The 26,042-nt window shown below is 55.6% G+C and carries 26 protein-coding genes; 11 read left to right on the top strand and 15 right to left on the bottom strand.

What is annotated here, in order from left to right; all coding sequences use genetic code 11:
- Positions 1-88 precede the first annotated feature (88 nt).
- Positions 89-1,306, top strand: a complete 1,218-nt coding sequence (locus BLU89_RS03800; protein ID WP_074734577.1) for a serine hydrolase domain-containing protein — start codon at positions 89-91, stop codon at positions 1,304-1,306.
- Positions 1,307-1,355: 49 nt separating this feature from the next.
- Entirely contained in the window at positions 1,356-2,222 is an 867-nt protein-coding gene (locus BLU89_RS03795) for an acyl-CoA thioesterase (protein WP_074734575.1), read from the top strand.
- Here BLU89_RS03795 and BLU89_RS03790 read toward each other — a convergent pair.
- Positions 2,219-2,986, bottom strand: a complete 768-nt coding sequence (locus BLU89_RS03790) for an SDR family oxidoreductase (RefSeq protein WP_074734573.1) — start codon at positions 2,984-2,986, stop codon at positions 2,219-2,221. The genes BLU89_RS03795 and BLU89_RS03790 overlap by 4 nt on opposite strands.
- Positions 2,987-3,119: 133 nt before the next feature.
- The gene (locus BLU89_RS03785; RefSeq protein ID WP_074734571.1) at positions 3,120-4,349 is read right to left on the bottom strand and encodes an acyl-CoA dehydrogenase; all 1,230 of its coding nucleotides are present in this window, start codon (positions 4,347-4,349) and stop codon (positions 3,120-3,122) included.
- Between the two features lie 98 nt (positions 4,350-4,447).
- Here BLU89_RS03785 and BLU89_RS03780 point away from each other — a divergent pair, with 98 nt between their 5' ends.
- Entirely contained in the window at positions 4,448-5,359 is a 912-nt protein-coding gene (locus BLU89_RS03780; RefSeq protein WP_074734569.1) for a LysR substrate-binding domain-containing protein, read from the top strand.
- Here the strand turns inward: BLU89_RS03780 and phoB are convergent.
- From phoB to BLU89_RS03730, 10 genes are all read right to left on the bottom strand, one after another.
- Positions 5,356-6,045, bottom strand: coding sequence for a phosphate regulon transcriptional regulator PhoB (gene phoB / locus BLU89_RS03775; RefSeq protein ID WP_074734567.1), 690 nt, complete (start codon positions 6,043-6,045; stop codon positions 5,356-5,358). The two genes, BLU89_RS03780 and phoB, sit on opposite strands and share 4 nt — an antisense overlap.
- 12 nt (positions 6,046-6,057) lie before the next feature.
- Positions 6,058-6,759: a phosphate signaling complex protein PhoU gene (gene phoU / locus BLU89_RS03770; RefSeq protein WP_074734566.1), complete on the bottom strand. Its 702-nt coding sequence runs from the start codon at positions 6,757-6,759 to the stop codon at positions 6,058-6,060.
- Between the two features lie 16 nt (positions 6,760-6,775).
- Positions 6,776-7,573, bottom strand: coding sequence for a phosphate ABC transporter ATP-binding protein PstB (gene pstB, locus BLU89_RS03765; protein ID WP_074736367.1), 798 nt, complete (start codon positions 7,571-7,573; stop codon positions 6,776-6,778).
- Positions 7,574-7,584: 11 nt separating this feature from the next.
- On the bottom strand, positions 7,585-8,943 hold the full coding sequence (pstA, locus tag BLU89_RS03760; protein WP_074734564.1) for a phosphate ABC transporter permease PstA: 1,359 nt from the start codon (positions 8,941-8,943) through the stop codon (positions 7,585-7,587).
- Positions 8,940-10,412: a phosphate ABC transporter permease subunit PstC gene (pstC, locus tag BLU89_RS03755; RefSeq protein WP_074734563.1), complete on the bottom strand. Its 1,473-nt coding sequence runs from the start codon at positions 10,410-10,412 to the stop codon at positions 8,940-8,942. The genes pstA and pstC overlap by 4 nt, the downstream gene beginning before the upstream one ends.
- Positions 10,413-10,490: 78 nt before the next feature.
- Positions 10,491-11,531, bottom strand: coding sequence for a substrate-binding domain-containing protein (locus BLU89_RS03750; protein WP_074734561.1), 1,041 nt, complete (start codon positions 11,529-11,531; stop codon positions 10,491-10,493).
- Between the two features lie 181 nt (positions 11,532-11,712).
- Complete coding sequence (locus BLU89_RS03745) at positions 11,713-12,744, bottom strand: sensor histidine kinase (RefSeq protein WP_074734560.1); 1,032 nt, start codon at positions 12,742-12,744, stop codon at positions 11,713-11,715.
- Between the two features lie 6 nt (positions 12,745-12,750).
- Positions 12,751-13,272: a gamma carbonic anhydrase family protein gene (locus BLU89_RS03740; RefSeq protein WP_074734558.1), complete on the bottom strand. Its 522-nt coding sequence runs from the start codon at positions 13,270-13,272 to the stop codon at positions 12,751-12,753.
- Positions 13,269-13,910, bottom strand: coding sequence for a guanylate kinase (gmk, locus tag BLU89_RS03735; RefSeq protein ID WP_074734557.1), 642 nt, complete (start codon positions 13,908-13,910; stop codon positions 13,269-13,271). Before gmk ends, BLU89_RS03740 begins: the two co-directional genes overlap by 4 nt.
- Positions 13,911-13,925: 15 nt before the next feature.
- Entirely contained in the window at positions 13,926-14,816 is an 891-nt protein-coding gene (locus BLU89_RS03730; protein ID WP_074734555.1) for a YicC/YloC family endoribonuclease, read from the bottom strand.
- Between the two features lie 232 nt (positions 14,817-15,048).
- Between BLU89_RS03730 and BLU89_RS03725 the strand changes: the two genes are divergently transcribed.
- Entirely contained in the window at positions 15,049-15,720 is a 672-nt protein-coding gene (locus BLU89_RS03725; RefSeq protein ID WP_074734553.1) for a PAS domain-containing protein, read from the top strand.
- A gap of 53 nt (positions 15,721-15,773) precedes the next feature.
- Here the strand turns inward: BLU89_RS03725 and BLU89_RS03720 are convergent, their stop codons facing one another.
- Positions 15,774-17,144: a class II 3-deoxy-7-phosphoheptulonate synthase gene (locus BLU89_RS03720; RefSeq protein ID WP_074734552.1), complete on the bottom strand. Its 1,371-nt coding sequence runs from the start codon at positions 17,142-17,144 to the stop codon at positions 15,774-15,776.
- A 168-nt stretch (positions 17,145-17,312) separates the two neighbouring features.
- On the opposite strand from BLU89_RS03720, the gene BLU89_RS03715 reads away from it, so the two are divergent.
- A complete protein-coding gene (locus BLU89_RS03715) occupies positions 17,313-18,317 on the top strand; it encodes a GlxA family transcriptional regulator (RefSeq protein WP_074736365.1) in 1,005 nt (334 codons plus the stop codon).
- A 2-nt stretch (positions 18,318-18,319) separates the two neighbouring features.
- Here BLU89_RS03715 and BLU89_RS03710 read toward each other — a convergent pair whose 3' ends face one another.
- Both BLU89_RS03710 and BLU89_RS03705 read right to left on the bottom strand, forming a co-directional pair.
- Positions 18,320-18,727 carry a hypothetical protein gene (locus BLU89_RS03710; protein ID WP_074734550.1) on the bottom strand — a complete coding sequence of 136 codons (408 nt, stop codon included), beginning with the start codon at positions 18,725-18,727 and terminating at the stop codon, positions 18,320-18,322.
- A 32-nt stretch (positions 18,728-18,759) separates the two neighbouring features.
- On the bottom strand, positions 18,760-19,857 hold the full coding sequence (locus BLU89_RS03705; RefSeq protein WP_074734549.1) for a PQQ-dependent sugar dehydrogenase: 1,098 nt from the start codon (positions 19,855-19,857) through the stop codon (positions 18,760-18,762).
- A gap of 168 nt (positions 19,858-20,025) precedes the next feature.
- Here BLU89_RS03705 and BLU89_RS03700 point away from each other — a divergent pair, with 168 nt between their 5' ends.
- The 6 genes from BLU89_RS03700 (at position 20,026) to BLU89_RS03675 (ending at position 25,708) form a co-directional block, all read left to right on the top strand.
- On the top strand, positions 20,026-21,207 hold the full coding sequence (locus BLU89_RS03700) for an ABC transporter substrate-binding protein (RefSeq protein WP_074734547.1): 1,182 nt from the start codon (positions 20,026-20,028) through the stop codon (positions 21,205-21,207).
- 129 nt (positions 21,208-21,336) lie between these two features.
- Positions 21,337-22,125, top strand: coding sequence for an ABC transporter ATP-binding protein (locus BLU89_RS03695; RefSeq protein WP_074734546.1), 789 nt, complete (start codon positions 21,337-21,339; stop codon positions 22,123-22,125).
- The gene (locus BLU89_RS03690; protein ID WP_074734544.1) at positions 22,122-22,952 is read left to right on the top strand and encodes an ABC transporter ATP-binding protein; all 831 of its coding nucleotides are present in this window, start codon (positions 22,122-22,124) and stop codon (positions 22,950-22,952) included. The genes BLU89_RS03695 and BLU89_RS03690 overlap by 4 nt, the downstream gene beginning before the upstream one ends.
- A gap of 115 nt (positions 22,953-23,067) precedes the next feature.
- Positions 23,068-23,388: a hypothetical protein gene (locus BLU89_RS03685; RefSeq protein ID WP_143030512.1), complete on the top strand. Its 321-nt coding sequence runs from the start codon at positions 23,068-23,070 to the stop codon at positions 23,386-23,388.
- On the top strand, positions 23,388-24,398 hold the full coding sequence (locus BLU89_RS03680; RefSeq protein WP_074734540.1) for a branched-chain amino acid ABC transporter permease: 1,011 nt from the start codon (positions 23,388-23,390) through the stop codon (positions 24,396-24,398). The genes BLU89_RS03685 and BLU89_RS03680 overlap by 1 nt, the downstream gene beginning before the upstream one ends.
- Positions 24,395-25,708, top strand: coding sequence for a branched-chain amino acid ABC transporter permease (locus tag BLU89_RS03675; RefSeq protein ID WP_074734538.1), 1,314 nt, complete (start codon positions 24,395-24,397; stop codon positions 25,706-25,708). Before BLU89_RS03680 ends, BLU89_RS03675 begins: the two co-directional genes overlap by 4 nt.
- Positions 25,709-26,042: the final 334 nt, after the last annotated feature.

The raw sequence follows: 26,042 nt of genomic DNA, 5'->3' as shown, positions 1-26,042 counted from the left end.
CTGTAGATACCGGCAGATCGCAGCAAATATCGCTGTTACTGCGGTCTACATAAAGGCAAGATCGGCGCAATCGATACGGAGCAACCTCATGGGATTTTGTTCGACCGCGCAGGGCAACATCTGCAACTGGATGCACAGATACATAGATCAGAGGAAGTACGCAGGCAGCGCACTCCTGATCTGCCAGAATGGGCAAGAGGTATTCTTTCATGCCTGTGGCCACCGTTCGATCGAAAACAATCTGAGATTTCAGCGCGATAGCCTAGTGCGGATATATTCGATGACCAAGCCTGTGACCTCGGTCGCCCTGATGATGCTGGTGGAACAGGGCTTGTTTCATCTTGATGCACCGCTTTCTGACTTCCTGCCGGAATTTGCATCCATGCAAGCCCTGATCCCGGGCGCAACACGTATTGATCAGACCGAAGATGCACCGTCGCCCAGCCTGCATCAGTTGTTGACGCATACCAGCGGCCTAAGCTACCCGTTCAACCTTGGCGTTTTGCCCATGGCCATGGACGAGCTTGATCTGATATTCTCTCCCCAGCAAGGCCCGCTGGCTGACCGGGTAAAATTGCTGGCGCAACTGCCGCTGGCATTTCAACCCGGCGCGCGCTGGGAATATGCGGTCGGAATCGACGTCATCGGTCACGTTATCGAGGTCGTTACGGGAAAGTCGCTGGACGTATTTCTGGCCGAGCATATCTTTCAACCACTCGAAATGACTGAAACCGCGTTTTCAGTGCCTTCGGGGGCAGGGGATCGGTTCGCCTCTCTGTATACGCCGCTTGAAGGTAACGCCATGGCGTTGGGCGCGGCCAAAACCGGCAGCGAAACACTTCGCCTATTCGATAGCCATGGGAAGTCACCGTTCGAGGCGGCAACGACCTTTTCCGGTGGTGGCGGGCTGGTCAGCACGATTGACGATTACAGCAAGTTTGCAGAGATGTTGCGGAACAAAGGAACCGGAAAAGGCGCCAGATTGCTTGGACAAAAGACAGTAGAATTCATGTTTTACAATCACTTGCCGGGCGACATTGCATCCATGGGGCCGCAGAGCTTTGCCGAGCAACCCATGGACGGCACAGGTTTCGGCATCGGAGGTGCAGTAGTCCTGAACCCAGCGCGCGCCAGGTGTCCCGGCTCGGTCGGCGATTTCGGCTGGGGGGGCATGGCGTCAACCTATTTCTGGATCGATCCGGTCAACCATCTTTCGACCGTGTTCTTTACTCAACTTTCACCGTCCAGTTCCTACCCATCCCGTGCCGAATTGAAAGCACTTGTACATTCGGCACTCGTTGATTGATCGGTCCACAGATGATACCCGGAAAGACCCAATCGCCGGAGAACCCTGGATGACCGAAGCCGAACGCATATTGCTTGATCTGCTGGATATCGAACCGCTCGAAGTCGACCTGTTTCGGGGAACCGGTTCAGGCGGGGAAACACCAACACGCATATTCGGCGGGCAAGTGATCGCACAAGCACTTGCCGCCGCCTACAAAACAGTCGCGGACCGGTTGTGTCATTCCCTGCACGCTTATTTTATCCGCCCCGGAGATCCATCTATTCCTGTTATATATCAGGTAGATCGCGCCCGAGATGGAGGTTCTTTTACAACCCGTCGCGTTGTTGCAATCCAGAATGGCAAGCAAATCCTGAACATGTCTGCCTCGTTCCATAAACAGGATGACGGTTGGGAACATCAACATCCGATCCCTGTGATTGACGCGCCTGAGCACCATCCGTCACGCGACGAGTTGCGGCAAAAGTATCTGGACCGTGTTCCCGAGAACCTGAAATCAGAACTGCTGCGTGAGCGTCCAATCGAGGTGCGTGAGGTAGATCCACTGGACCTGTTTACTCCTTCCAAGGCAGATGACAGGAATTATCTGTGGTTTCGCATGAATGCAGCCAACCATGCGGATACGATTACGCAGCATCTTCTATTGGCATATGCGTCGGACATGGGCTTGCTCAGTTCGGGAATGCGGCCCCATGGGCTGAGCTGGTTTACCGGTGAGATTGATGGCGCCAGCCTGGACCATGCTATATGGTTTCATGCACCTGTTCAGTTCCAGAACTGGCATCTCTATTCCATGGAGGCGCCTTGGACGGGGCAGGGGCGTAGTTTCAATCGTGGCTCGATATACTCTCAGGATGGAAGACTTGTTGCCTCTGTCGCGCAGGAAGGCTTGTTGAGGCAACGTATCGTACGTTAGATATTTCCGGTAAATTGCTGATTAAGCTTACTCATACCAGAAATCCAGCGATCGTAATCTGCAGATTTCAATCGCATGTAATCAAGCACTTGTGGGTGTGGCAGAATTAAAAAACGCTCTTCTGCCAAAGCCTCGACGCAGGTCTGCGCGACGTCATCGGGTTCAAGTATACCGTCGATTGCTGCGACCGATTCCTCATGTCCACGTATCATCTCTGATCGAACGGCTTGCGGGCACAATACAGAAACCCGAATTCCCTGGGCGCCATATGTCAACGCGATCCATTCCGCGAAACCCACGGCTGCATGTTTCGTCACGCCATAAGGCGCAGCACCGGGCTGGTTGAGCAATCCAGCTGCAGAAGCCGTGATCATCATATTACCGCCACCACGCGCGATCATCCTCGGGATCAGATGCCGACCCGCCCAGACGTGGGACATGACATTGATCTTCCAGATATGATCCCAGTCAGCGTCAGGTACGTCGAGCCCGCCCAAAGTTAGAATTCCGGCATTCGCGCAGAATAGATCAATCGGGGCAATCGTGTCCTCAACGGTCTCGATCAGTGCGCGAACATCGTTCTCCACGGACACATCACATTTGATGGCATGGCCGTCGATTTGCTTCGCAATAGCTTGCGCTCCGGTAAGATCAATATCTGCGCAGACCACAAGCGCACCATCTTGTGCAAACCGCTCCGAAAGACCTCGACCAATTCCATTTGCTGCACCGGTGATTACGACGGTCTTCTTGCTAAGGTGCATGATATTGTCCGTGGTCTACATTTCGAACACAGCGTAACATATTGGCAAACCACAGCCAATCAGTGAGTTGCGGCCGTGGTTTGCTTGATCATTATATTACATAATACTGATTATACGTATTATTCTAGATGCTTCAGTAGAACGCCTGAAGTCCAGTTTGTGCCCGCCCTAGGATCAGTGCGTGGACATCATGTGTCCCTTCATAGGTATTCACTGTCTCCAGATTGATCATGTGGCGAACCACATGAAACTCAAGCGAGATTCCGTTGCCGCCGTGCATATCCCGAGCAACCCGTGCGATATCCAGAGCTTTACCGCAGTTATTCCGCTTGATGATCGAGATCATCTCGGGTGCGGCCTCGGCCTGGTCCATCAGGTGTCCAACGCGCAGGCTCGCTTGCAAGCCCAGCGAGATTTCAGTCTGCATCTCTGCCAACTTGCGTTGGAACAGCTGAGTTTGCGCCAGTGGTCGATTGAACTGTTTGCGGTCCAACCCGTATTGCCGCGCCGAGTGCCAGCAACTCTCTGCAGCACCCATCGCGCCCCAGCTGATGCCGTAACGTGCTCGATTCAGGCAGCCAAACGGACCTTTGAGGCCTTGAACATGTGGCAGCAAAGCGCCCTCGTCCACTTCAACGCCGTCCATGACGATTTCGCCGGTAATCGAAGTTCGCAGGCTCAGTTTGTTTTCAATTTTCGGTGCGCTCAGACCTTTGGCGCCTTTGTCCAGAACAAACCCCCGGATCTTTCCGTCATGCGCATCCGACTTTGCCCAAACGACAAAAACATTCGCAATCGGAGCGTTTGAAATCCACATTTTGGTACCGGTCAAACGGTAGCCGCCATCGATTTTTTCCGCACGGGTTTTCATCGCCGCCGGGTCCGATCCGGCATCCGGTTCGGTTAACCCAAAACAACCAATCCACTCACCGCTGGCCAATTTCGGCAGGTATTTGCGTCGCTGTTCTTCGCTTCCGTAAGCGTAGATCGGGTACATCACCAAAGAGCTTTGCACCGACATCATCGAGCGGTAACCGGAATCAACACGTTCAACTTCACGCGCGACTAATCCATAGGATACGTAGCCCGCGCCGATACCGCCATATTCCTCGGGGATGGTTGTTCCAAGAAGGCCCATTTCCCCCATCTCACGGAAGATTTCCGGGTCCGTCTTTTCATCCTGGAAAGCCTGCGTGACACGCGGTTGCAGTTTCTCTTGTGCATAAGCGCGCGCGCTGTCGGCGATCAGGCGTTCCTCCTCTTCCAGTTGATCGGACAGACGGAATGGATCGTCCCAGTTAAACCTTCCGAGTTCGGGCGCATCCTTGGCGCGCAGGGCGGGTCTTGTGTCTGGAGCGTTCACTCTACTTCTCCTGCTAAATTGAGTTTAGCGGATCATATCCTGAGAGAACGTCAAAAAACAGCGAGACATTTGCATTGTTTCATGATCAAAGCGCATAGATGAGAACAAATCGCCCCATTCTGCCACCAATATCGGCACTGCGCGCGCTTGAGGCACTGGACCGCCTCGGATCAGCCTCTGCAGTTGCTGATGAAATGGCTCTGACGCAAAGCGCCGTCAGTCGACAACTTCAGACACTTGAGGCGCATCTGGGCGCTGAACTGGTCAGCCGCGATCGCAAGAGATTGTCGCTGACAAAAGCAGGTGATGATTATGTCAGGGAAATTCGACCAGCATTGTCGCAGATCGCCCAAGCGGCGCTAAAACTGCACATCGCTCCGGTAGGAGGTACATTGAACCTTGCGATCCTTCCAACCTTCGGAATGCGTTGGCTGGTGCCGCGTCTGCCGGATTTCGCGCGCCTCCATCCGGATATCACGATCAACATGACAACGCGGCTGCGGCCGTTTAGTTTTGTGTCTGAACCCTTCGACGCGGCACTGCATTTTGGAGAACCGGATTGGCCGGGGACTGATCGGCTGTTGCTGAGTATGGAACGTGTTCTGCCCGTGTGCGCGCCCGAGTTGCTGCCGCAAGGGGTACCAGAATCTCCGCGCGATCTTCTCAAACTGCCTTTGTTGCACATCCAGACGCGGTTACGCGCGTGGCAGGACTGGTTTCGGCAAATGGGGGTCGAACATCCACATCCCCTGCCCGGCACGGTGCATGATCAGTTCAACACCATCAATCAGGCGGCGTTGCATGGGTTGGGCGTAGCCTTGTTGCCGAATTATCTGGTCGAACAGGACTTGGCGACGGGCAGATTGGTGGCAGCTTTCCCTGATGCGGTAGAGGCCATGGACGCATACTATCTGGTTTGGCCGCGCGAAAAATCAAATGACGAATCGCTGCGGGAATTCCGACACTGGCTTGCCTCGCAAGCACAGCCCGAAGAAGCGCTGCCGCGTTAGCCCAACGCGTACCCTGCCCCGCGAACCGTCCGAACCGGATCTTCGCCACCGTGTTGGGTCAGCGCCTTGCGCAAGCGTCCGATATGGACGTCTACGGTGCGCGTATCTACATAGATATCCCGACCCCAAACGCGATCGAGCAATTGCTCGCGGCTCCAGACCCGGCCGGGCTTTTCCATGAAGGTGCTCAGCAGCCTGAATTCGGTCGGACCAAGTTTGAGCAGCCTGTTGTCACGGCTGACCTTGTGGGTTTCTGAATCCAGAATGATGTCATCGTACTCCAATCGGATACCAACAGTCGCAGGCCTCACCCGCCGCAGTTGCGTTCGAACGCGTGCCATCAATTCCACGACCGAGTACGGCTTGACCACATAATCATCCGCGCCCGTTTCAAGGCCGCGCACCTTGTCGACCTCTTCGGAACGTGCCGATAGCATGATGATCGGGATCGAGCGGGTGTCGGGGCGTGTTTTCAACCGACGGCATACCTCGATGCCGCTGAGATTGGGCATCATCCAGTCCAGAACGATAATGTCAGGGCAGTCTTCTTCGACCAGCAACAGGGCTTCATCTCCGTTTTCCGCACGTATTACACGGAATCCTTCGGCGTCCAGATTATAGGCCAGCACCTCACGCTGAGCCAGTTCATCCTCAACCACCAGAACCGTCGGTTGATCAGCGGACATGACAGCGGTCTCCTAGATCGTTTGCGAGGTGTTGTCGGCTTTGGGCCGGGCTTCACTGGGCCTTTCGCCAGTGACGAGATAAACCACTTGCTCGGCGATTGCAGTGACGTGATCCCCCATCCGCTCGATATTCTTCGCAATGAAATGCAGGTGCATACAGGACGAGATGTTGCGCGGATCCTCTGCCATGAAGGTCAGGAATTCGCGGAACAGACCATTATACATCTGATCCACCTCGTGATCGCGTTCAATCACATCAGCGGCCAGTTCCGCATCCCGCTGGATATACGCATCCAGTGCGTCGCGCAGCATCCGTTCCACCTCGCGCGCCATGCGGCGTAGGGCGGCGGCGCTGCCGTTGATCTCACCCGCGTTGACCAGAACAGTGGTCCGCTTGGCAATATTCTTCGAATAATCGCCAATCCGTTCCAAGTTGGCCGATACCTTGAGCACAGACAGCACCAGCCTCAGATCGCCTGCTGTTGGCGCGCGCAATGCAATCAGGCGTGCGGTTTCCTCATTGATCAACTCCTCCAGCGCATCGATGGCTTTGTCGCCTTGTCGCACCTCTTGCGCCAGTTCCTGATCGCGGGTTTCCAGCGCGCGGGCTGCACTCATGATCGCCGCCTCGACCAGTCCGCCCATCTTCATGATTTGGGCCTGTATAGTTTCGAGGTCCCGGTCGAAAGCGGATGCAATATGTTGTTCGCTCATGTCTGAATACCTGTTCTCAGCCGATCCGGCCAGTAATGTAGCTTTCGGTCCGGGGGTCTTCCGGATTGGTGAAAATCTGTCCGGTCTCTCCGAATTCCACCAGATTGCCCAGATGGAAGAACGCCGTCTTCTGGCTGACCCGCGCGGCCTGTTGCATCGAGTGCGTCACAATCACAACCGAGTATCGCTTGCGCAGATCGTCGATCAGTTCTTCGACTTGCGCCGTCGCAATCGGGTCCAGTGCCGAGCATGGTTCGTCCATCAACAGAACCTCGGGTTCTGTTGCAACTGCGCGGGCAATGCACAGGCGCTGTTGTTGACCGCCCGACAGGCCGGTGCCGGGGGCATCCAGACGATCCTTGACCTCATCCCAGATCGCGCCGCGACGCAGGGATTTCTCAACCAACTCATCCAGTTCCGCCTTGTTCTTGGCCAGGCCATGGATGCGCGGGCCGTAGGCTACGTTGTCATAGATCGACTTTGGGAACGGGTTTGGCTTCTGGAACACCATGCCGACCTTGGCCCGCAGCTGAACCGGGTCAACACGCTTGTCATAGATATCTTCGCCATCCAGCAGGATATCCCCGGTGACGCGGCAGATATCGATGGTGTCGTTCATCCGGTTCAGGCAGCGCAGGAACGTGGATTTACCGCAGCCCGAAGGGCCGATGAAGGCGGTGACCGTCTTATCCTCGATCTCGACATTCACGTCCTTGATGGCGTGGGTGTCGCCGTAATGGACCTGAACATCGTTCGCGGCGATCTTGATTGCTTTGGAGTCCACGGTTCTCTCCACTCGTGTCATATCGTTCATCATTGCCCCTCTTACCAGCGGCGTTCAAAGCGGCGGCGCAGGATGACCGCAATGGTGTTCATTGTCACAAGGAAGATCAACAGGATGATGATGCCTCCCCATGCGCGTTCGTAAAAGGCCGGATCAGCGCGTTTGGACCACTCGTAGATCTGCGCCGGCATGGCCGAGTTGGGTGATAGAAATCCAGCGACAATCCCGTCTGGTGGGTTCGATGCGATAAAACCCACCATACCGATCAGCAGCAGCGGCGCGGTTTCACCCAGCGCCTGCGCCAGCCCGATAATCGTACCGGTCAGAATACCGGGTGCGGCCAGCGGCAGAACATGGTGGAACACCGACTGCATTTTCGAGGCCCCTACCCCAAGCGCGGCATCCCGGATCGACGGCGGTACCGCTTTTAGCGATGCACGGGTCGAGATGATGATCGTCGGCAGCGTCATCAACGTTAGTACCAGACCACCCACCAGCGGTGCTGAAGTCGGCAGGTGCATGTAGTTGATGAACACCGCCAGACCCAGAATACCGAATACGATGGACGGCACAGCGGCCAGGTTCGAAATGTTTACCTCAATGATATCGGTCAGCCGGTTCTGGGGCGCGAACTCTTCAAGATAGATCGAAGCGGCAACACCGATGGGCAACGCCAGTGCCAGAACCACCAACATCATGAACAGCGATCCCAGCATGGACACACCGATCCCGGCAGCCTCGGGCCGTTGGTCGGACGCGTCTGAACCAAAGATGAAATCCGGATTGAAGGTTTTGTACAGAACGCCAGCGTCCCGCAATTGGTCAACCAAATCCAGCTGCGGGACCGAGATGCTTTTGTCATTGGCGATAGACTCGCGGGTCACACGACCCTTCATGTAACCATCGACACGGCTGTTGACCAAAAAGCGGAAGCTGACCGTATTGCCGATCTCATCCGGATTGGCGATGACATAATTTCGCAGATCAGCTTGTGTAGCTTTGGACAGAATCTTACCCATCCCCTTGGGCTTCAGATCCGTCTGAATGCCTAGCTTCTGAACTTCGGCTTCCAGTGCTGCGGATATCAAAGGCGCATAGCCAAAGGTCGAAACCTTTTTGATATCCTCGATATTACGGTTGCCCTTCTTGTCCAGCTTGTCTTCTTTCAGCTCGACACTCAGCTCAAGAAAGCTTTGCTGGAACGCGCCCGTGCCAGCGGTCACGATTTTGGTGACCAGAACGACCAGCATCAACAGACCGATGCCAATAGCTGCGATGCCATACAGCTTGAACCGGCCTTCTGCGGCATTGCGACGTTTGGTGCGTGCGTCCTTGTCAAACAGCGACCCTTTGGGTTTCGCAACAGGTGTGGTGTCAGGCGTTTGGGAAATATCGGTCATTCGTACTGCTCCCGGTATTTGCGTACGATGTAGAGCGCGAAGATATTCAGCCCCAGCGTGATGATGAACAGGGTCAGACCCAGTGCAAAGGCCACCAGCGTCTCGGGGCTGGCAAAATCGGTATCGCCGGTTAATTGGCTGACGATGCGGGTTGTGATGGTTGTCATCGCCTCGAACGGATTGCCCGAGAATTTCGCAATCGCACCAGCAGCCATCACGACAATCATTGTTTCACCAATGGCGCGACTTGCCGCCAACAAGATCGCACCAACGATTCCCGGTAGCGCCGCAGGCAGAACCACCTGACGCACGGTTTCAGACTTGGTTGCCCCCAGCCCCAGTGAACCATCGCGCATCGATTGTGGTACTGCGTTGATGATGTCATCCGACAGCGACGACACAAAGGGGATCAGCATGATCCCCATGACCAGACCAGCAGTCAGAACCGCGTTGGAACTGGCCATCCAACCCAGGCCCAAAGCTCCGCCATCCCCAAACAGGGACACCAGCGCCGGACCTACGGTAAGCAAGGCAAACAGACCATAAACGATGGTCGGGATACCGGCGAGAATTTCCAGCAGTGGCTTGGCAATCGACCGGGTTGCGCCGGTCGCATATTCCGACAGGTAAATCGCCGCAAACAGGCCAACAGGCACCGCAACCAGCAGCGCAACGAGTGATATGTATAGAGTACCCCACAACAGCGGCAGGATTGAAAGCTCGCTCCCGCCCCGGAAGTTCGGCGCCCATGTGCTGCCAAGGAAAAAGTCCTTCCACGAATGCAGTTGGAAGAAGTTCATCGTTTCGAACAGCATCGACAGAACAATGCCGACCGTCGTTAGGATGGCTATTGAGGCTGCCAGCAAAAGCAACGCCAGAATGCCTTGTTCGACTACGTTACGAGCGCGAAATTCCTTGTGCGTACGAATATAAGCCAACGCAGCACCAACAAGCGCAACGATCAAAACGGCCATCTGCATCGCGATCGAACCAGTAGAGGTGATGCCACGGTACTTTTGCGCAGCCAACAGAATGGGCTTTGAGATGTCCTGAGTCAGCACTTGCCCCGCATCTTTCAGTGACTGTGTCAGTGCTTGGACATCTGCATCGGCGTTGCGTGCCTGCGCCTCGGACAGCAGGCCAGAAGCAATTGCACCGTCCAACCCATAGGCGACGCGGCGGACTTCGCTCATGACCAGACCACGATCCGAACCTTCAGAGATCGCAGTATCCGGGATCATTCCAGACACAGTGTTTTCAACGATCAACGGCTGGGCCAGCAACCAAATGATCAGTATTCCCAGCGCAGGGATCAGCGCGGTCAGCGCGACGTTGTACCCGTAGTAAGATGGCAATGAATGCAATGCACGTGCATCACCGTCGGCACTTGCCAAAGCGCGGGACCGACCCGCAAAATAACCGATCACCGCCAATGCAAGCAGAATGAGCAACAGCCAGGATAACGCCATGTGAACTCCGTAGGGATGACAGTGGTGGAGTCAAATGAACCGGGGCGCATAGGCGTCGCCCCAGTTCAAGATTAGGGTTTAGGAACCGCCGCCCAGTACGGTTTCATTTGCAACCGCTTCCTGAACCTCAACCAGTTCCGGATCCGACACCAAGCCGTATTCGGCCAGCGGGCCATCAGGACCTGCAATCTCGTCCGCCACGAAAAATTCAGCGTATTCTTTCAGGCCAGGGATCACACCGATATGCGCTTTTTTCACGTAGAAAAACAGCGGGCGAGAAACTGGATATTCACCGGTTGCAATCGACTCGGTCGACGGAACCACGTCCGACATGGTGGCAACCTGCAGCTTGTCGGTATTGTTCTCGTAAAACGCCAAACCAAAGACGCCGATACCGTCCTTGTTGCTGTCGATACGCGCCAGAGTCTCGGTGTAGTCGCCGTCGATATCGACCGAAACGCCATCGGTACGCAGTGCGATACAGGCCTTTTCTGCTGCTTTCTCGTCATCGCCATTGGCAGCTTTGTAGGCTTCAAAGTCACCTGTGTGCTCGCAACCTGCCAAAATCACTTTGTCTTCAAAAACTTCACGGGTGCCGTGCTTGGTGCCCGGTACGAAGGCTGCAATGGGTTGCGCCGGGAAGTTCGGGTTTACCTGGTCCCAGGTCTTGTAAGGGTTGTCGACCAGTTGGCCGTCAACAACAACCTGAGCGGACAGCGCTTTGTACCAGTCATCCGGTGTAAACGCGAAAGTGTTGCCGTTAATGTCGGATGCGAAAACGATCCCGTCGTATCCGATCTGAACTTCGATGATATCTGTTACGCCAGCGTCAGCGCAGGCTTTGATCTCGTTTTCGCGGATTTTGCGCGATGCGTTGGCAACGTCGATGGTGTTTTCACCCACACCTTCACAAAAACGCTTGAGACCTGCGGATGAACCGCCGGATTCAACAACGGGTGTCGGGAAATCAAAATTCTCACCGAAGGCTTCAGCAACAATCGAAGCGTAAGGCAGAACGGTCGACGAGCCGGCAACCTGAACCTGATCACGAGCAGCAGCAGTAGTCGCCGATACGGCAGCGATGGCAAAAGCCGAAGCCGACAGTTTTACAAAGGACATCTCAGTCTCCTTGAGAAAGATACGTTCTGATCATCCCCATGATGATCTGAACGCAGCACTATGACGCGTGCGTAAGTCTTTTGTGACAGGTGTGTAACAGTTTCATGACAACACACGAATTTCCCAGAATATCTTAAATTGACGAGGCTTCAGCGTTCGAATTTCAGCGTCGCACTCGCTTTCAACGCGGCAGGATCACAGTGAAAATCGCACCTTGGCCCAACTCGCTTTCCACCCGCAGCCGTCCGCGATGGCGATTGACGATATGTTTCACGATTGCAAGGCCCAACCCCGTGCCGCCCAACTCGCGTGAGCGGTGGCTATCGGCTCGATAGAACCGCTCGGTCAGCCTGGCTAGATGCTTGGCATCAATGCCGGGTCCCTGATCTATGATCTTAATCCGTACGGCAGGTCCGCGCATTGCCGTATCTCGGTCGGACAGGTTCACGAACACATCAACCTGACCGCCGCTCCCGCCGTATTTGATCGCGTTTTCTACAAGGTTGGTGAAGACCTGACGCAGCTGGTCGCTGTCTCCAATCATCGTGATTGGCTCGCTTGGCGCATCCAGTGAAAGGTTAACGCCAGCATCATCGGCCAACGGTCGCAGCGTGTTTAACGTCGATTGAATCAGCCTGGTCAATTCCAAGGGCTCCTTTGGCCTGACCCTCTCTTCACTTTCGACGCGATTAAGCGAAAGCAAATCCCCCACCAACCGGTTCATTCGATTGGCCTCATCAGCCATAATCTGCAAAAACCGATCACGTGCCGCAGTGTCATCGCGGGCTGGGCCCTGCAGGGTTTCGATGAACCCCATCAGCGCAGTCAGTGGTGTGCGCAGTTCGTGGCTGACATTGGCCACAAAATCGCGTCGCATCTGACCTGCCTGTTCCAGATGCGTGACGTCCTGAAACACCACCAGAACGGCATCGGTCCCATTGACGGGTCTGCTCTGCACTTCAAAGCTGGTATCCTGTGCGCCGTCGTTTGACAAATGTCGCGCCCTGCCCGGTTCTTTTGACCGAAGGCTCTGCTCAACTGTGTCGATGACCTGTGGCTGTCGCAAAATCGTTGCAAAGTGCCTGCCTTCGATCGCTTGGCCCAACAGCGACTGAGCCTCAGTGTTCGCAGCAACAATCCGCTCGGTTTGGCCGACCAGAAGCGCAGGCATTGGAATGGCTGAGATAAGATCGGTGAGCAGAGTGTCGGTCATATGAACTCAGACAGATCGCAAATTTTCGCGAAATTTACGCATGTTTTCCTGATAGTGCAGAGCACTTAAGGTCAGCTTCTGAGCCGTTTCATCATCAATCTGTCGCACGATCTTGCCCGGCGAGCCCATGACAAGTGAGTTATCGGGGATCTCTTTACCTTCTGTGATAAGTGCCCCCGCCCCGATCAGACAGTTTTTACCGATCTTCGAGCCGTTCAGAACGATGGCCCCCATACCGATCAAAGAGTTTTCCCCAATCGTGCAGCCGTGCAGCATGACCTTGTGACCGATGGTGCAGTTCTGACCGATCGTCAAAGGGTATCCTGCATCGATATGCATCACGCAATTTTCCTGCACGTTGCTGCCAGCCCCCACACGGATTTCTTCGTGATCAGCGCGGATAGTGCAACCAAACCAAACCGAGGCGCCCTGTTCTAACACCACTTTGCCGACCAGGTTGGCATCAGGCGCAACCCAGGTGTCTTCGTGAATCTGTGGCTTATGTTCACCTAATGCGTAGATCGTCATGATAGCCCGTCGAACTCGGTTTGCAGGGTGCGGATGTGGTTTTGCAAACTAGGTTGCTGAATGCGGCGCATACGCTCAGCGCTGACAATGGTCTTCAGCTTTTCTTCGGTTGCATCCAGATCGTCATTGATTAGGACGTAATCGTAATACCCCCAGTGGCTGATCTCGTCCCAACTTTTCAGCATCCGTTTTGAGATTACATCCGCACTGTCTTGCCCGCGCTCTTCCAGCCTGCGCCGAAGCTCACGGATCGATGGCGGGAGAATGAAGATCGACAGTGCATGTTTGCCAAGATCGGAATTGCGGATTTGCACCTCACCTTGCCAATCAACATCGAACAGCACATCGCGCCCCTGCGTGATTGAATCACGTACCGGTCCTGCTGGTGAACCATAGAAATTACCGAAGACATGCGCGTGCTCCAGCATTTGCCCGTCCGCAACCTGCTGCCTGAACGCGTCCTCGGACAGGAAATAATACTCCCGCCCATGCTCCTCACCCGGGCGCGGGGCCCGCGTGGTAGCCGAAATCGAAAACTCAAGACCGGAATCCCACTGCATCAAGCGGCGGGCCAGAGTGGATTTGCCCGCACCCGAAGGCGAGGACAGAATGATTAATAGACCGCGGCGATCCGCCATTTGATTTTCCCGTCCTTATTCCACGTTCTGTACTTGCTCGCGCATCTGATCGATGACGGCCTTCAGCTCTAGCCCCACCGAGGTCAGCTCGGGGTTCTGCGATTTCGAGCAGAGCGTGTTGGTCTCGCGGTTGAACTCCTGCATCAGGAAGTCCAGCTTGCGCCCGACCGGTCCGTCCTGAGACAACAGCGCGCGTGCTGCTGCGATATGTGCAATCAATCTGTCGATCTCTTCTGTGATGTCTGCCTTGACCGCAATCAGCGCAAGCTCTTGCGCAACTCTTTCAGGATCGGCACCTTGCGCATTGTCGAGAACCCGCGCGAGATTGTCGCGCAGGCTCTGTTCCATCTCATTTCGGCGACGCTCGGCCAGCTCCGCAGCTTGATCCGTCAATTTTGCGATCTGGTTCAACTGCCCGCCAAGAATTCCTGCCAGCGCCTCCCCTTCAGCGCTTCGCATTTCGATAAACGCCGAGAGCAGGCCGCCAAATTCGATTTTTAGCTGTTCAACAAGCGGTTCTGGATCATCAGAGTCACTCCCGGCCTCCATCATCCCTTTCAGGGCGAGCAGATCGCTGGCTTTGGATGGTGCCAACAAGACCCCGCGCGTACCAGCCATGGCTTCGGTTTGAGCCAAGGCATCCAACGCAGCCTCCATCGCAGACGTGTTCAATTGGATATCCGCAGTGGCTTCCTCGCGGGTGAGCCGAAGGGACAGCGTGACGTTACCTCGGTTTACCTGCTTTGACAGGTCGCTTCGTAACGCGGCCTCAAGCCCGGTCAGCCAATCAGGCAATCTAAGGCGCAGATCCAGCCCCTTGCCGTTGACGCTGCGCAACTCCCAAGTCCAGCTATGAGGGCCGAACGCCCCCTTGCCCGAGGCGAAACCGGTCATGGATTTGATCATGCCTGCCCTTTCAGTCAAATTTACTCGTCGCACCTAAAGCCATTGACCAGTAAGGGGCAAGACCTTGCTCATCCCAGGCTCAATTCAGAGAGGTTAACCATTCGTTAAAGAATTGCTCCAAAATTGTATTAACCCATGTCAATCTGACAGCCAGAAGAGCTGGAAGATCGCAGCTTTGCCCATTAGTGGGCATTTTAGACAAATCGTGAGTGATTGACGGTAGGGTGATGAAATGAAAACCTTTTTCGGGACTGGTTCCGGCTCAGAATTTGGAAAGATCGTCACAATGGACCGATTTGACAGCGGGCGAAGCCTGTCTCCTATCCGTCAGGCCGAGGCCTATTGGACCGCACTGCTGACCGGCGACGGGGTTCCGATGCGATCGCAGATCGACCCGCGCGGGCTTGAAAATATTCTTGAATACACATTTGTCCTGGAACGCATCGCGCCCGGCTTGGCCCGATATCGGCTGGCCGGGAGCCATCTGAACAAACTGGCAGGGATGGAAGTTCGCGGTATGCCGCTGACCGCCTTTTTTGAACCGGCCGCGCGTGATGACGTCAAGACCCTTCTGGATCAGGTTTTTTCCGCACCCGCGATTGCCGAGCTGGGTTTGGTTTCGAAAGGCAAGCTGGGTCGGACCAGCCTGCAGGCTCGCATGATTCTGTTGCCATTAAAGAGCGATCTGGGCGACGTCAGCCGGGTTCTGGGGGTCATGATCAGCGACGGCGCCATCGGTGCAACACCACGCCGGTTCATCGTATCCGATCATCGTGTGCGTAGTGTTTCTGCGATTCAGCACCCTCCCACCCCAGCGCCACAGCCTGTCGAAGGCTTTGCCGAGAACCAGCGCACGTTCAAAGGCGCCCCGCATCTGCGGCTGGTCTCGTCACGCGACGATTAACAAAAAACGGCGGGCACACGACCCGCCGTTTTCAACTTGGGAAGTTACTGATGTTAACTCGCGGCGCGCTTGATCCGGTCGCGGCGCAGGTTGGTCAATTCTTCCGCAACAAGGAAGGCCAGTTCCAGTGATTGCGACGCGTTCAGACGCGGATCGCAAGCGGTGTGATAGCGATCCGAGAGGTCCTCTTCGGTGACGGCGCGGACACCGCCCGTGCATTCGGTGACATCCAGTCCGGTCATCTCGAAATGTACACCGCCGGGGATCGTGCCCTCGGCCTGATGTACGCCGAAGAAGTCGCGAACTTCGCGCAGAACAGAATCGAACGGCCGGGTCTTGTAACCTGTCGCCGACTTGATCGTGTTGCCGTGCATCGGATCACAAACCCAAGTGACCTTTGCGCCCTCTTCTTTAACGGCTTTGACCAAACGCGGCAGATGTTCACCCGCGTTGCCCGCACCGAACCGGGCGATCAGTGTAAGACGCCCCTCTTCGTTTTCCGGGTTCAGCTTGGCCATCAGAACCTTAAGGTCCTCTGCCGTCGTTGTCGGTCCGCACTTTAAGCCGATCGGGTTCAGGACGCCGCGGCAGAACTCGACATGCGCGCCATCGGGCTGGCGGGTGCGATCGCCGATCCAGATCATGTGACCGGATCCCGCCAACCAATTGCCCGAGGTCGAATCAAGACGGGTCAACGCCTCTTCGTACTCAAGCAGCAGGCCTTCGTGGCTGGTATAGAATTCAACCGACGAGAATTCGTGGGTGGTATCTGCCGTAATTCCTGCGGCGCCCATGAAATCAATGGAATCCTGGATACGGTCAGCAATTTCCGAATACTTCTGAACATCCTGCCCATCAGCAAAGCCCAGCGTCCAGGAATGTACGTGGCTCATGTCCGCGAAACCACCGGTCGAAAACGCACGCAGCAGGTTCAGCGTTGCTGCCGCCTGGGTGTAGGCCTGCAGCATTTTGTTGGGGTTCGGGATGCGCGACTCAGGCGTGAAGGCCAGCTCGTTGATGATATCGCCACGGTAGCTGGGCAGCTCTACGCCATCCACCATTTCAGTAGGCGCACTGCGTGGCTTGGCAAATTGGCCAGCCATACGGCCGACTTTAACCACAGGCACCTTTGCGCCATAGGTCAGAACCATTGCCATCTGAAGCATCACTTTGAACGTGTCGCGGATCGCATCCGCGCTGAATTGTTCAAAGCTTTCGGCACAGTCACCACCTTGCAACAGGAACGCTTCGCCACGACCGGCGGCCCCCAGATGTTGCTTAAGGCGGCGCGCTTCTCCCGCAAAAACCAGCGGGGGATACTGCGACAGCTGCGCCTCGACTTTGGCCAGTGCGGCCTCGTCGGTATAATCTGGCATCTGAACCCGTGGCTTGTTGCGCCAGTTCGTTTTTTGCCATTCGGTCATAGCTCATATCTCCGCTGAGGTATTTCAGGAGGTCTCTATACAAAATGCTTAGATGAGAGGCCATATCCCATTTGCGCCCCTTGACGCCGCAAACAAGCTTTGAGCATGTTGACTAGCATACCCGCCGCCGTAGAAATCCGGCGTGCGCCGAATCAAGGACAGTTCGCCATGCAAGAGCAACGCCAAGTTGTCACTGTGGATAATAGCACGAGCAAGCCGCATAACTTTGTATTTGTGCTTCTCGATAAGTTTTCTCTGCTGTCTTTCGCTTCGGCTTTGGACAGCCTGCGCATCGCGAACCGGATGGCCAACCGTGAGCTCTATACTTGGACGCTGTCGGGTGAAGGCGGCGAAACCGTTAGTTGTTCAGCCGGAACCACCTTCAAGCTGGATGCCGACCTTTCCGAGTTGCAGCGTGATGAAGTCATCCTGATCTGCGGCGGCGTTGATGTACAGGCGGCGACCACCAAGCGCATCTTAAATTGGGTGCGCCGCGAGGCACGCAAAGGGCTGAAAATTGGCGGGCTATGCACTGCTGCCTATACGTTGGCAAAGGCCGGGTTGTTAGAGGGCAAGCGCGCAACGATTCATTGGGAAAACTCGGACAGTTTCTCTGAAGAGTTCGACACGGTCGAACTGACCAAATCGGTGTTTCAGGTCGATGGAAACCGGATGACGACAGCGGGCGGAACGTCTTCCATAGACCTGATGCTCAAGATCATAGCCGAAGATTACGGCGAAGACCTCGCCAACGCGGTTGCGGATCAGATGATCTATTCCTCAATTCGCACCGATCAGGATACGCAGCGCCTGTCGACCCCGACACGGATCGGCGTCCGTCATCCCAAGCTCAGCCAGGTCATTCTGATGATGGAAAAGAACATAGAAGAGCCGATCTCGCCTTCTATTCTGGCCAAGGACGTTGGCATGTCCACGCGCCAGCTTGAGCGCCTGTTCCGCCGCTATCTCAGCCGATCGCCCAAGCGATACTATATGGAGCTGCGTCTACACAAAGCGCGCAATCTGCTGATGCAAACCGATATGAGTGTCATCAACGTGGCGCTTGCATGTGGCTTTGCCAGCCCTTCGCATTTCTCAAAATGCTATCGGGCGCATTACAACACAACGCCCTATCGCGAGCGCGGAGCGCAGAGCGGGCGGCTGTCGGTATAACGTCAGAACCTTGTAAAAAGTTCTTCAGGACTGGTGTTAATATAAAATTGCACAACCACGAAATCATAGTCGCGTTCGTGTAGCAGAGCATAAAAATAGATGTAACTATTCTTGTCATTCCAGTAGCCCCGCAGTTCCTGCGAGAAACCGTTCTCCAACTCAACCCGCTTGATAATTCCGGTGTCCGTCAGATAAAACGGAACTACATCACGAAGCTGGGCTTGGGCGCGGTCCAACTGATGTTCAGTGTATTCATCCGCTCCGCCCAAATCTCTGATTACAGTAGAGAACTCACGGTTCTTCATCTTCTTGTCTAAGAAGTTCTGATATTCTTCATAGGATGAAAACTCTTGGGCAAGAACCGGCATTGCGCACAGAAGCACGGCAACAAAAGTTAGAATTCGAGTCATGGAAATTTTCGATAGGTGGCGAAATGTCTGTGTTACGTCGCAGGCGTCATCTTGTAAACTGCCCCCATCCCAACCGAGATAAACCAGATCGATCCATCAGGCCCTTCGACAATGTCGCGAATGCGTTCGGTCTCAGGGCCTTTGATTTGCTCAACCTCGCGCAACGCCTTTCCTGACAGCCGCGCGATATAGTCAAACTTCAATGAACCCACGAACAGATCACCCTTCCATTCTGGCCAAAGCTTGCCCGAATAGACCATCAATCCAGAAGGCGCGATGGATGGGTCCCAATAGTGCATAGGCTGCTCCATCCCCGGTTTCGATGTGCCTTCGCCAATCTTCTGACCCGAATAATGCACACCAAAAGAAATCACCGGCCAGCCGTAATTGGCACCAGGGCGGATCAGGTTGACCTCATCACCGCCTTTGGCCCCATGTTCCGACACCCACAGTCGTCCTTGCTGATCCAGATCCGCCCCTTGCGGGTTTCTATGGCCAAAGGACCAGATTTCGGGACGGAAACCAGTATCGCCAACAAACGGATTGTCAGGAGGTATCGAGCCATCGCGGTTGATCCGGATAACCGTTCCCATGTGATTTGACCGATCTTGCGCAGCCGGTCGATCGCCCCGATCACCAATGGTGACAAACAAGGTACCATCACCAGCCTCGACAACCCGAGAGCCAAAATGCCGCCCCGCCGACCCGCCGGGGACGGCCTCGAACAGTACGCGCAGGTTGGTCAGGCGATCTCCGCCCTCTGACAGACGCGCGACGGCAACAGCCGTGCCCGCGCCGCCCCGCTGCGGCTTGGCGAAAGTCAAAAAGAGCTCACGGGATTGATTGAAATCCCGCGCGATGGTGACATCAAGCAGACCACCCTGCCCGTCGGCTGCCACTTTCGGCACACCCTTGACCCGCTTTACATCCTTGCCGTCGATGGACAAAAGCGCGCCGTCTCGCTCAGTCACGACAAAATTTCCACTTGGAAGAATACCCACGGCCCAGGGAGTATCCAGGCCCTCGACCATCGGCGTGACCTGAACCGGCCCTGCCGAAGTTTCCAGAACTTCAGCCCCACCGGCAATTGGTAAGCAGGACAGGATGAGAATCACAAAAACTCTGATCATTTCTTTTCGCTCCGCGCTTGCTGCCCAGCACCGTCGTGGCAATCCTATCAAATCAGATAGAACCACTGCGCACAAAAGCACTTTTTGTTAGGACTTTTCTTTTTCGAACAGCTTGCCTAGGGTCATGCCCAGAACGACGACGTTCATACAATAATAGGGAGTAACCTAATGAAAAAGCTGCTTACCGCGACCGCAGCAACCGCTTTGCTGGCGGGCACCGCAATGGCCGACGATGTCAAGCTGGGTGTTCTGTTCGGCTTTACTGGCCCAATTGAATCACTGGCACCGGCAATGGGCTCGGGCGCCGAGATGGCAATGGCCGAAGTTACCGAATCCGGCAAGTTGCTGGATGGCGCAACCGTCACCGGATCGCGCGCTGACACCGGCTGCATCGACAACGGTCTGGCCACTTCGAACGGCGAACGCATGATTGCGGACGGCGTTTCAGGCATCATCGGTGGCGACTGCTCGGGCGTGACTGGCGCGATCCTGCAGAACGTGGCGATCCCGAATGGCATGGTTATGATCTCTCCTTCGGCTACCTCGCCGGGGCTATCGACCATGGAAGATAATGGCCTGTTCTTCCGCACCGCTCCGTCGGATGCGCGTGAAGGTCAGGTAATGGCCGATATCCTAAAAGACCGAGGCATCAGTTCGATTGCGCTGACCTACACAAACAACGACTACGGCAAGGGCTTGGCAGACGCGATCCAGTCTTCGTTCGAGGCAGCCGGTGGCGAAGTCACCATCGTTGCCGCGCATGAGGACGGCAAGGCCGACTATTCGGCTGAAGTTGGCGCGCTGGCTTCGGCCGGTGGCGATATCCTGGTTGTTGCGGGCTATCTGGATCAGGGTGGTCTAGGCATCATTCAGTCAGCGCTGGACAGTGGTGCATTTGACACTTTCGGTCTGCCCGGTGGCATGATCGGTGACTCGCTGCCTTCCAATGTCGGCCCCGACCTGAACGGCTCGTTCGGTCAGATCGCCGGTTCGGGTGGCGAAGGTGCTGAAAAGTACTTTGCCATGGCCGAAGCTGCCGGATACGACGGTTCGTCGCCCTATTCGCCTGAATCGTATGATGCTGCAGCGCTGTTCATGCTGGCCATGCAAGCCGCAGGCTCGACCGCTCCGGCTGAGTACGGCGCAAAGATCATGGACGTTGCCAACGCCCCGGGTGAGAAAATCTATCCCGGTGAGCTGGCCAAGGGTCTGGAACTGTTGGCTGCGGGTCAGGAAATCGACTATGTCGGCGCATCGGGCGTTGAACTGATCGGACCTGGTGAAAGCGCGGGTTCCTATCGCGAGATCGAAGTGACCGACGGCGAGAACAAGACCGTAAACTTCCGTTGATCCGGACTTAACAGTCATAAAATCAAGCAGCCCGGGCCTTGTGTCCGGGCTGTTTCAATGACAAAAGGCCGCACCCATTCTAATGGGACAGGGCAACAAGAACGCCGAACAGGGCGGCAAGGGGAAAAGATGATCGTCGTCGAAGACGTGCACAAGCATTTCGGCGGGTTTCATGCGGTGGACGGGGCATCGCTGGAAATCCAAAACGGGTCCATCACCGGCCTGATCGGTCCGAACGGGGCCGGAAAGACCACTCTGTTCAATGTGATCGCGGGTGTACTTCCGCCAACCTCTGGCCGTGTCTTCATGGATGGTGAGGATATCACCGGCCTGCCCCCGCACGAGCTGTTTCACAAAGGTTTGCTGCGCACTTTTCAGATCGCGCATGAGTTCTCGTCGATGTCCTGCCGCGAAAATCTGATGATGGTGCCCGGCACGCAATCGGGTGAATCGCTCTGGAACACTTGGTTCGGGCGCAAACGTATCGCAGACGAGGAGCGCGCGCTGAGGGCCAAGGCCGATGAGGTGTTGGAATTCCTGACAATCGAACATCTGGCAGATCACAAGGCTGGCCAAGTCTCGGGCGGGCAGAAGAAACTGCTGGAACTGGGCCGAACCATGATGGTCGACGCCAAGATCGTGTTTCTGGACGAGGTGGGCGCGGGCGTAAACCGTACACTGCTGATGACCATCGCCGACACGATCCTGCGCCTGAACAAAGAGCGTGGATATACTTTCGTCGTCATCGAACACGACATGGATTTCATCGGCAAGATCTGTGACCCGGTTATCTGCATGGCCGAAGGTAAGGTTCTGGCCGAAGGCACTCTGGACGAGATCAAAGCCAATGAGCACGTGATCGAGGCCTATTTGGGCACTGGTCTGAAGAACAAAGACAAACTGGAGGCGGGCGCATGAGCGACAACCCCTACCAGGACGACCACGGCAACAAGGATGCTTCGATCACCAATACACATGGGGTCGGTTCCATGACGCCGGCCCATCGAAAAAGCGGTGAGACCCACAAGGTCGAGGGCGGGCCGTTTCTGATCGGCGACACGATGACCGGTGGCTATGGCAAAGGGCCCGATATCCTGCACGACTGCACCATCGCTGTCGACAAGGGTGAAATTGCAGTGATTGTTGGCCCTAACGGCGCGGGCAAATCGACCGCGATGAAGGCCGTGTTCGGGATGCTGGATGTGCGCGCCGGTTCCGTGCGGTTGGATGGTGAGGACATCACCAACCTCAGCCCGCAAGACCGCGTGGTGCGTGGCATGGGATTTGTGCCGCAGACATCGAACATCTTCACCTCGATGACCGTAGAAGAGAACCTAGAGATGGGGGCCTTCATCCGTCGAGACGATTTTTCGGACACGATGGAGCAGGTCTATGACCTTTTCCCCATCCTACGCGACAAGCGCAATCAGGCTGCGGGAGAATTGTCGGGCGGTCAGCGCCAACAAGTCGCCGTGGGCCGCGCGCTAATGACTCAGCCCAAGGTGCTGATGCTGGATGAACCGACCGCCGGTGTCTCGCCCATCGTGATGGATGAGTTGTTCGACCGGATCATTGAGGTGTCGCGCACCGGCCTTCCGATCCTGATGGTCGAGCAGAACGCGCGGCAAGCGCTGGAGATTGCGGATAAGGGATATGTGCTGGTTCAGGGGCGAAATGCCTATACGGGCACGGGCAAGGAACTGCTGGCTGATCCCGAAGTGCGTAAGAGTTTCTTGGGAGGGTGAGGTGAGATCTGCAATGACGATCGCATTTGCCTCAATGTGCAGCACAGCTTGGGCGGCGCCTTGCGTCCTGCAAGAGACCTGCGCAGACGTGCAAAACTGTGAGGGTGGGGAGCTCATGCTTGTGCTGTTAGGCACCCCGCCCGAGCGCATAGAAAGTAACTTTGGTGACTTTTCAGTCGATCGGATTGCCAAGGCCGGTGAAATCACTTCCAAAATTCGCTTGTCCGATGGGCAAGAATGGACAGCCACTTCACAAAACGACTTGCTGACGGCGTCCCGGATCGAAGGCGGTAAACACGAGTATATGTATGTGACAAAGACTTCGACCACCGAACTAACGGTAACATTGCTGACCCAACCGCTGCGTTATGCCGACTATACGAAAGCTAACAACGGACGACGCGCATTCTCTGGCAAATGCGAGCAGGAGTTTTAATGGACTTCCTCAACGCCCTTGTGGCGCTCTCCAACTTCGTCCTTGTTCCCGCAATCGCCTATGGCAGCCAGTTGGCGTTGGGCGCGTTGGGTGTGACATTGATCTATGGCATTCTGCGGTTCTCGAACTTTGCCCATGGTGACACGATGGCCTTTGGCGCGATGATCGCCGTTATGGTCACGTGGGCTTTGCAGGCCGCCGGGGTCAGTTTAGGACCTTTGCCGACCGCATTGCTCGCCCTGCCCTTTGCCATTCTGGGCTGTATCGTTCTGGTGCTGGTCACCGACCGGCTGGTCTATCGCTTTTATCGAGAGCAAAAGGCAAAACCGGTGATTCTTGTGATCGTATCGATGGGCGTGATGTTCATCATGAACGGCCTCGTACGGTTCATCATCGGACCGGATGATCAAAGGTTCTCGGACGGTGCGCGGTTCCTGATCAAAGCGCGGGACTTCAAGGCCTGGTCGGGCCTAAGCGAGGGACTGGCCATCCGGACCTCGCAAGTGATTACGGTCGTGGTTGCTGTGATTGCCGTGGCCGCACTGTTCTGGTTCCTCAACAAGACCCGCACTGGCAAGTCGATGCGCGCCTATTCGGATAATGAAGATCTGGCGCTGCTGTCCGGCATCAATCCCGAACGTGTTGTGATGATCACTTGGATCATCGTCGCCGCGCTGGCGACCACGGCGGGCGTTCTTTACGGCCTCGACAAGAGCTTCAAGCCCTTCGTCTATTTTCAGCTGCTGCTACCAATTTTCGCCTCGGCCATCGTTGGCGGATTGGGCAATCCGCTGGGCGCGATCGCGGGTGGGTTCATCATCGCGTTTTCCGAGGTGACCATCACCTATGCATGGAAAAAGGTGCTGACCTATCTGGCACCCGAAAATCTTGAGCCATCCGGATTGGTTCAGTTCCTGTCCACCGATTACAAATTCGCAGTCAGCTTTGCCATCTTGCTGATCGTACTGCTGTTCAAGCCGACGGGCCTGTTCAAAGGAAAAGTGATATGAGCGAGCCCCTCAAAAACACGCTGCTTTTTGTTGTCGTCGGTGCTCTGATCGTGCTGACAGGATTCACGCAAAGCTGGAACGCGGCGATTTTGATCATAAACATGGGTCTGATCTCGGCCATCATGTCGATCGGAGTGAACCTGCAATGGGGTTTTGCAGGCCTGTTTAACGTCGGTGTCATGGGATTTGTCGCGCTGGGCGGGCTTGCGGTGGTTTTGGTCTCGACCCCGCCGACACCCGGTGCTTGGTCCGGTGGAGGATACGGAGTCATCCTTTCGCTTTTGCTGGGCGCGGCAACAGTGGTTGCAGCCGTAATGGTTGCTCAGAAGATGCCCAAGGGGCGTACGCAAACCTTTGCGATCATCGGCATATTGGTCGTTGGATTCTTTGTTTATCGTGCAATCTTTGATCCAAACGTCGCTTCTATTGAGGCGATTGATCCTGCTGTCGCGGGCAATATCGGCGGTCTGAACCTGCCTGTCCTATTCGCCTGGCCCGCCGGAGGGTTGCTTGCAGCGGGTGCTGCTTGGCTGATCGGCAAGACAGCGCTGGGTCTGCGTTCGGACTATCTGGCGATTGCGACGTTGGGGATCGCCGAGATCATCATCGCGGTCATGAAAAACGAAGACTGGCTGGCCCGAGGGGTCAAGAACGTCTATGGCATTCCGCGCCCGGCACCTGTGGTTGGCTATGAGGTTGAGCTGCAGCAAGACCCCTCCTTCCTCGCACGGGCCGAGTGGTTCGGACTTGATCCCGTCACCGCCTCAACCCTTTCAGTGAAGCTGGGGTATTCTCTGCTTTTCTTGATCGTCTTGCTGGTGTTGCTCTGGATGGCGCAGATGGCATTGAAAAGCCCATGGGGCCGTATGATGCGCGCCATTCGCGATAATGAGGTCGCGGCTGAGGCGATGGGCAAGGACGTCACCCGCCGCCACTTGCAAATCTTCGTTCTCGGCTCGGCCATCTGTGGCATTGCCGGTGCGATGATGACTACGCTGGATGGGCAACTGACACCAGGCACTTACAACCCGCTGCGCTTTACGTTCCTGGTCTGGGTGATGGTGATCGTCGGCGGGTCGGGCAACAACTTTGGCGCTGTTCTGGGGGCTTTCCTGATCTGGTTCCTGTGGGTTCAGGTTGAACCGATGGGCTTGTGGCTGATGAACCTGATCACCTCTGGCATGCCGGATGGCAGCGCGCTTAAGGCGCATCTGATCGAAAGCGCTGCACATATGCGCCTGTTCACTATGGGATTGATTCTGTTGATTGTCCTCAGATTCAGTCCAAGAGGGTTGATCCCCGAGAAATAAGCAAAAATTTGTGAGAATTTCCCCTACCGCGCCGCCAAAAGGCGCGGTTTATTGTGCGGGAGATCAGAAAGATCTAAACATGTATACCGCGATCCACCACATCGCTGGCGTGCCCTGCGCAAACCTGGCGCAGAGTTTTTAACGATCTGACAGTTACCAGAATGAAAGCATCGTAATCGCAATGAAAAAACCACTCAGATTACTCGCAGTCGCTGTACCGCTGATGGCAACTCTTACAGCTTGTATTCCATCGCCCGAGGACCTGGAGACCACCCCAGTCAAGGTTCAGACACCCAAAGGGGTCGTGACCTGCCAGCTTTACCGCCAAAACCGC

Source organism: Ruegeria halocynthiae (assembly GCF_900106805.1).
Taxonomy (GTDB): Bacteria; Pseudomonadota; Alphaproteobacteria; order Rhodobacterales; family Rhodobacteraceae; genus Ruegeria; species Ruegeria halocynthiae.
The sequence above is the reverse complement of the archived record's forward strand: the minus strand, read 5'-3'. Positions and strand labels throughout refer to the sequence as shown.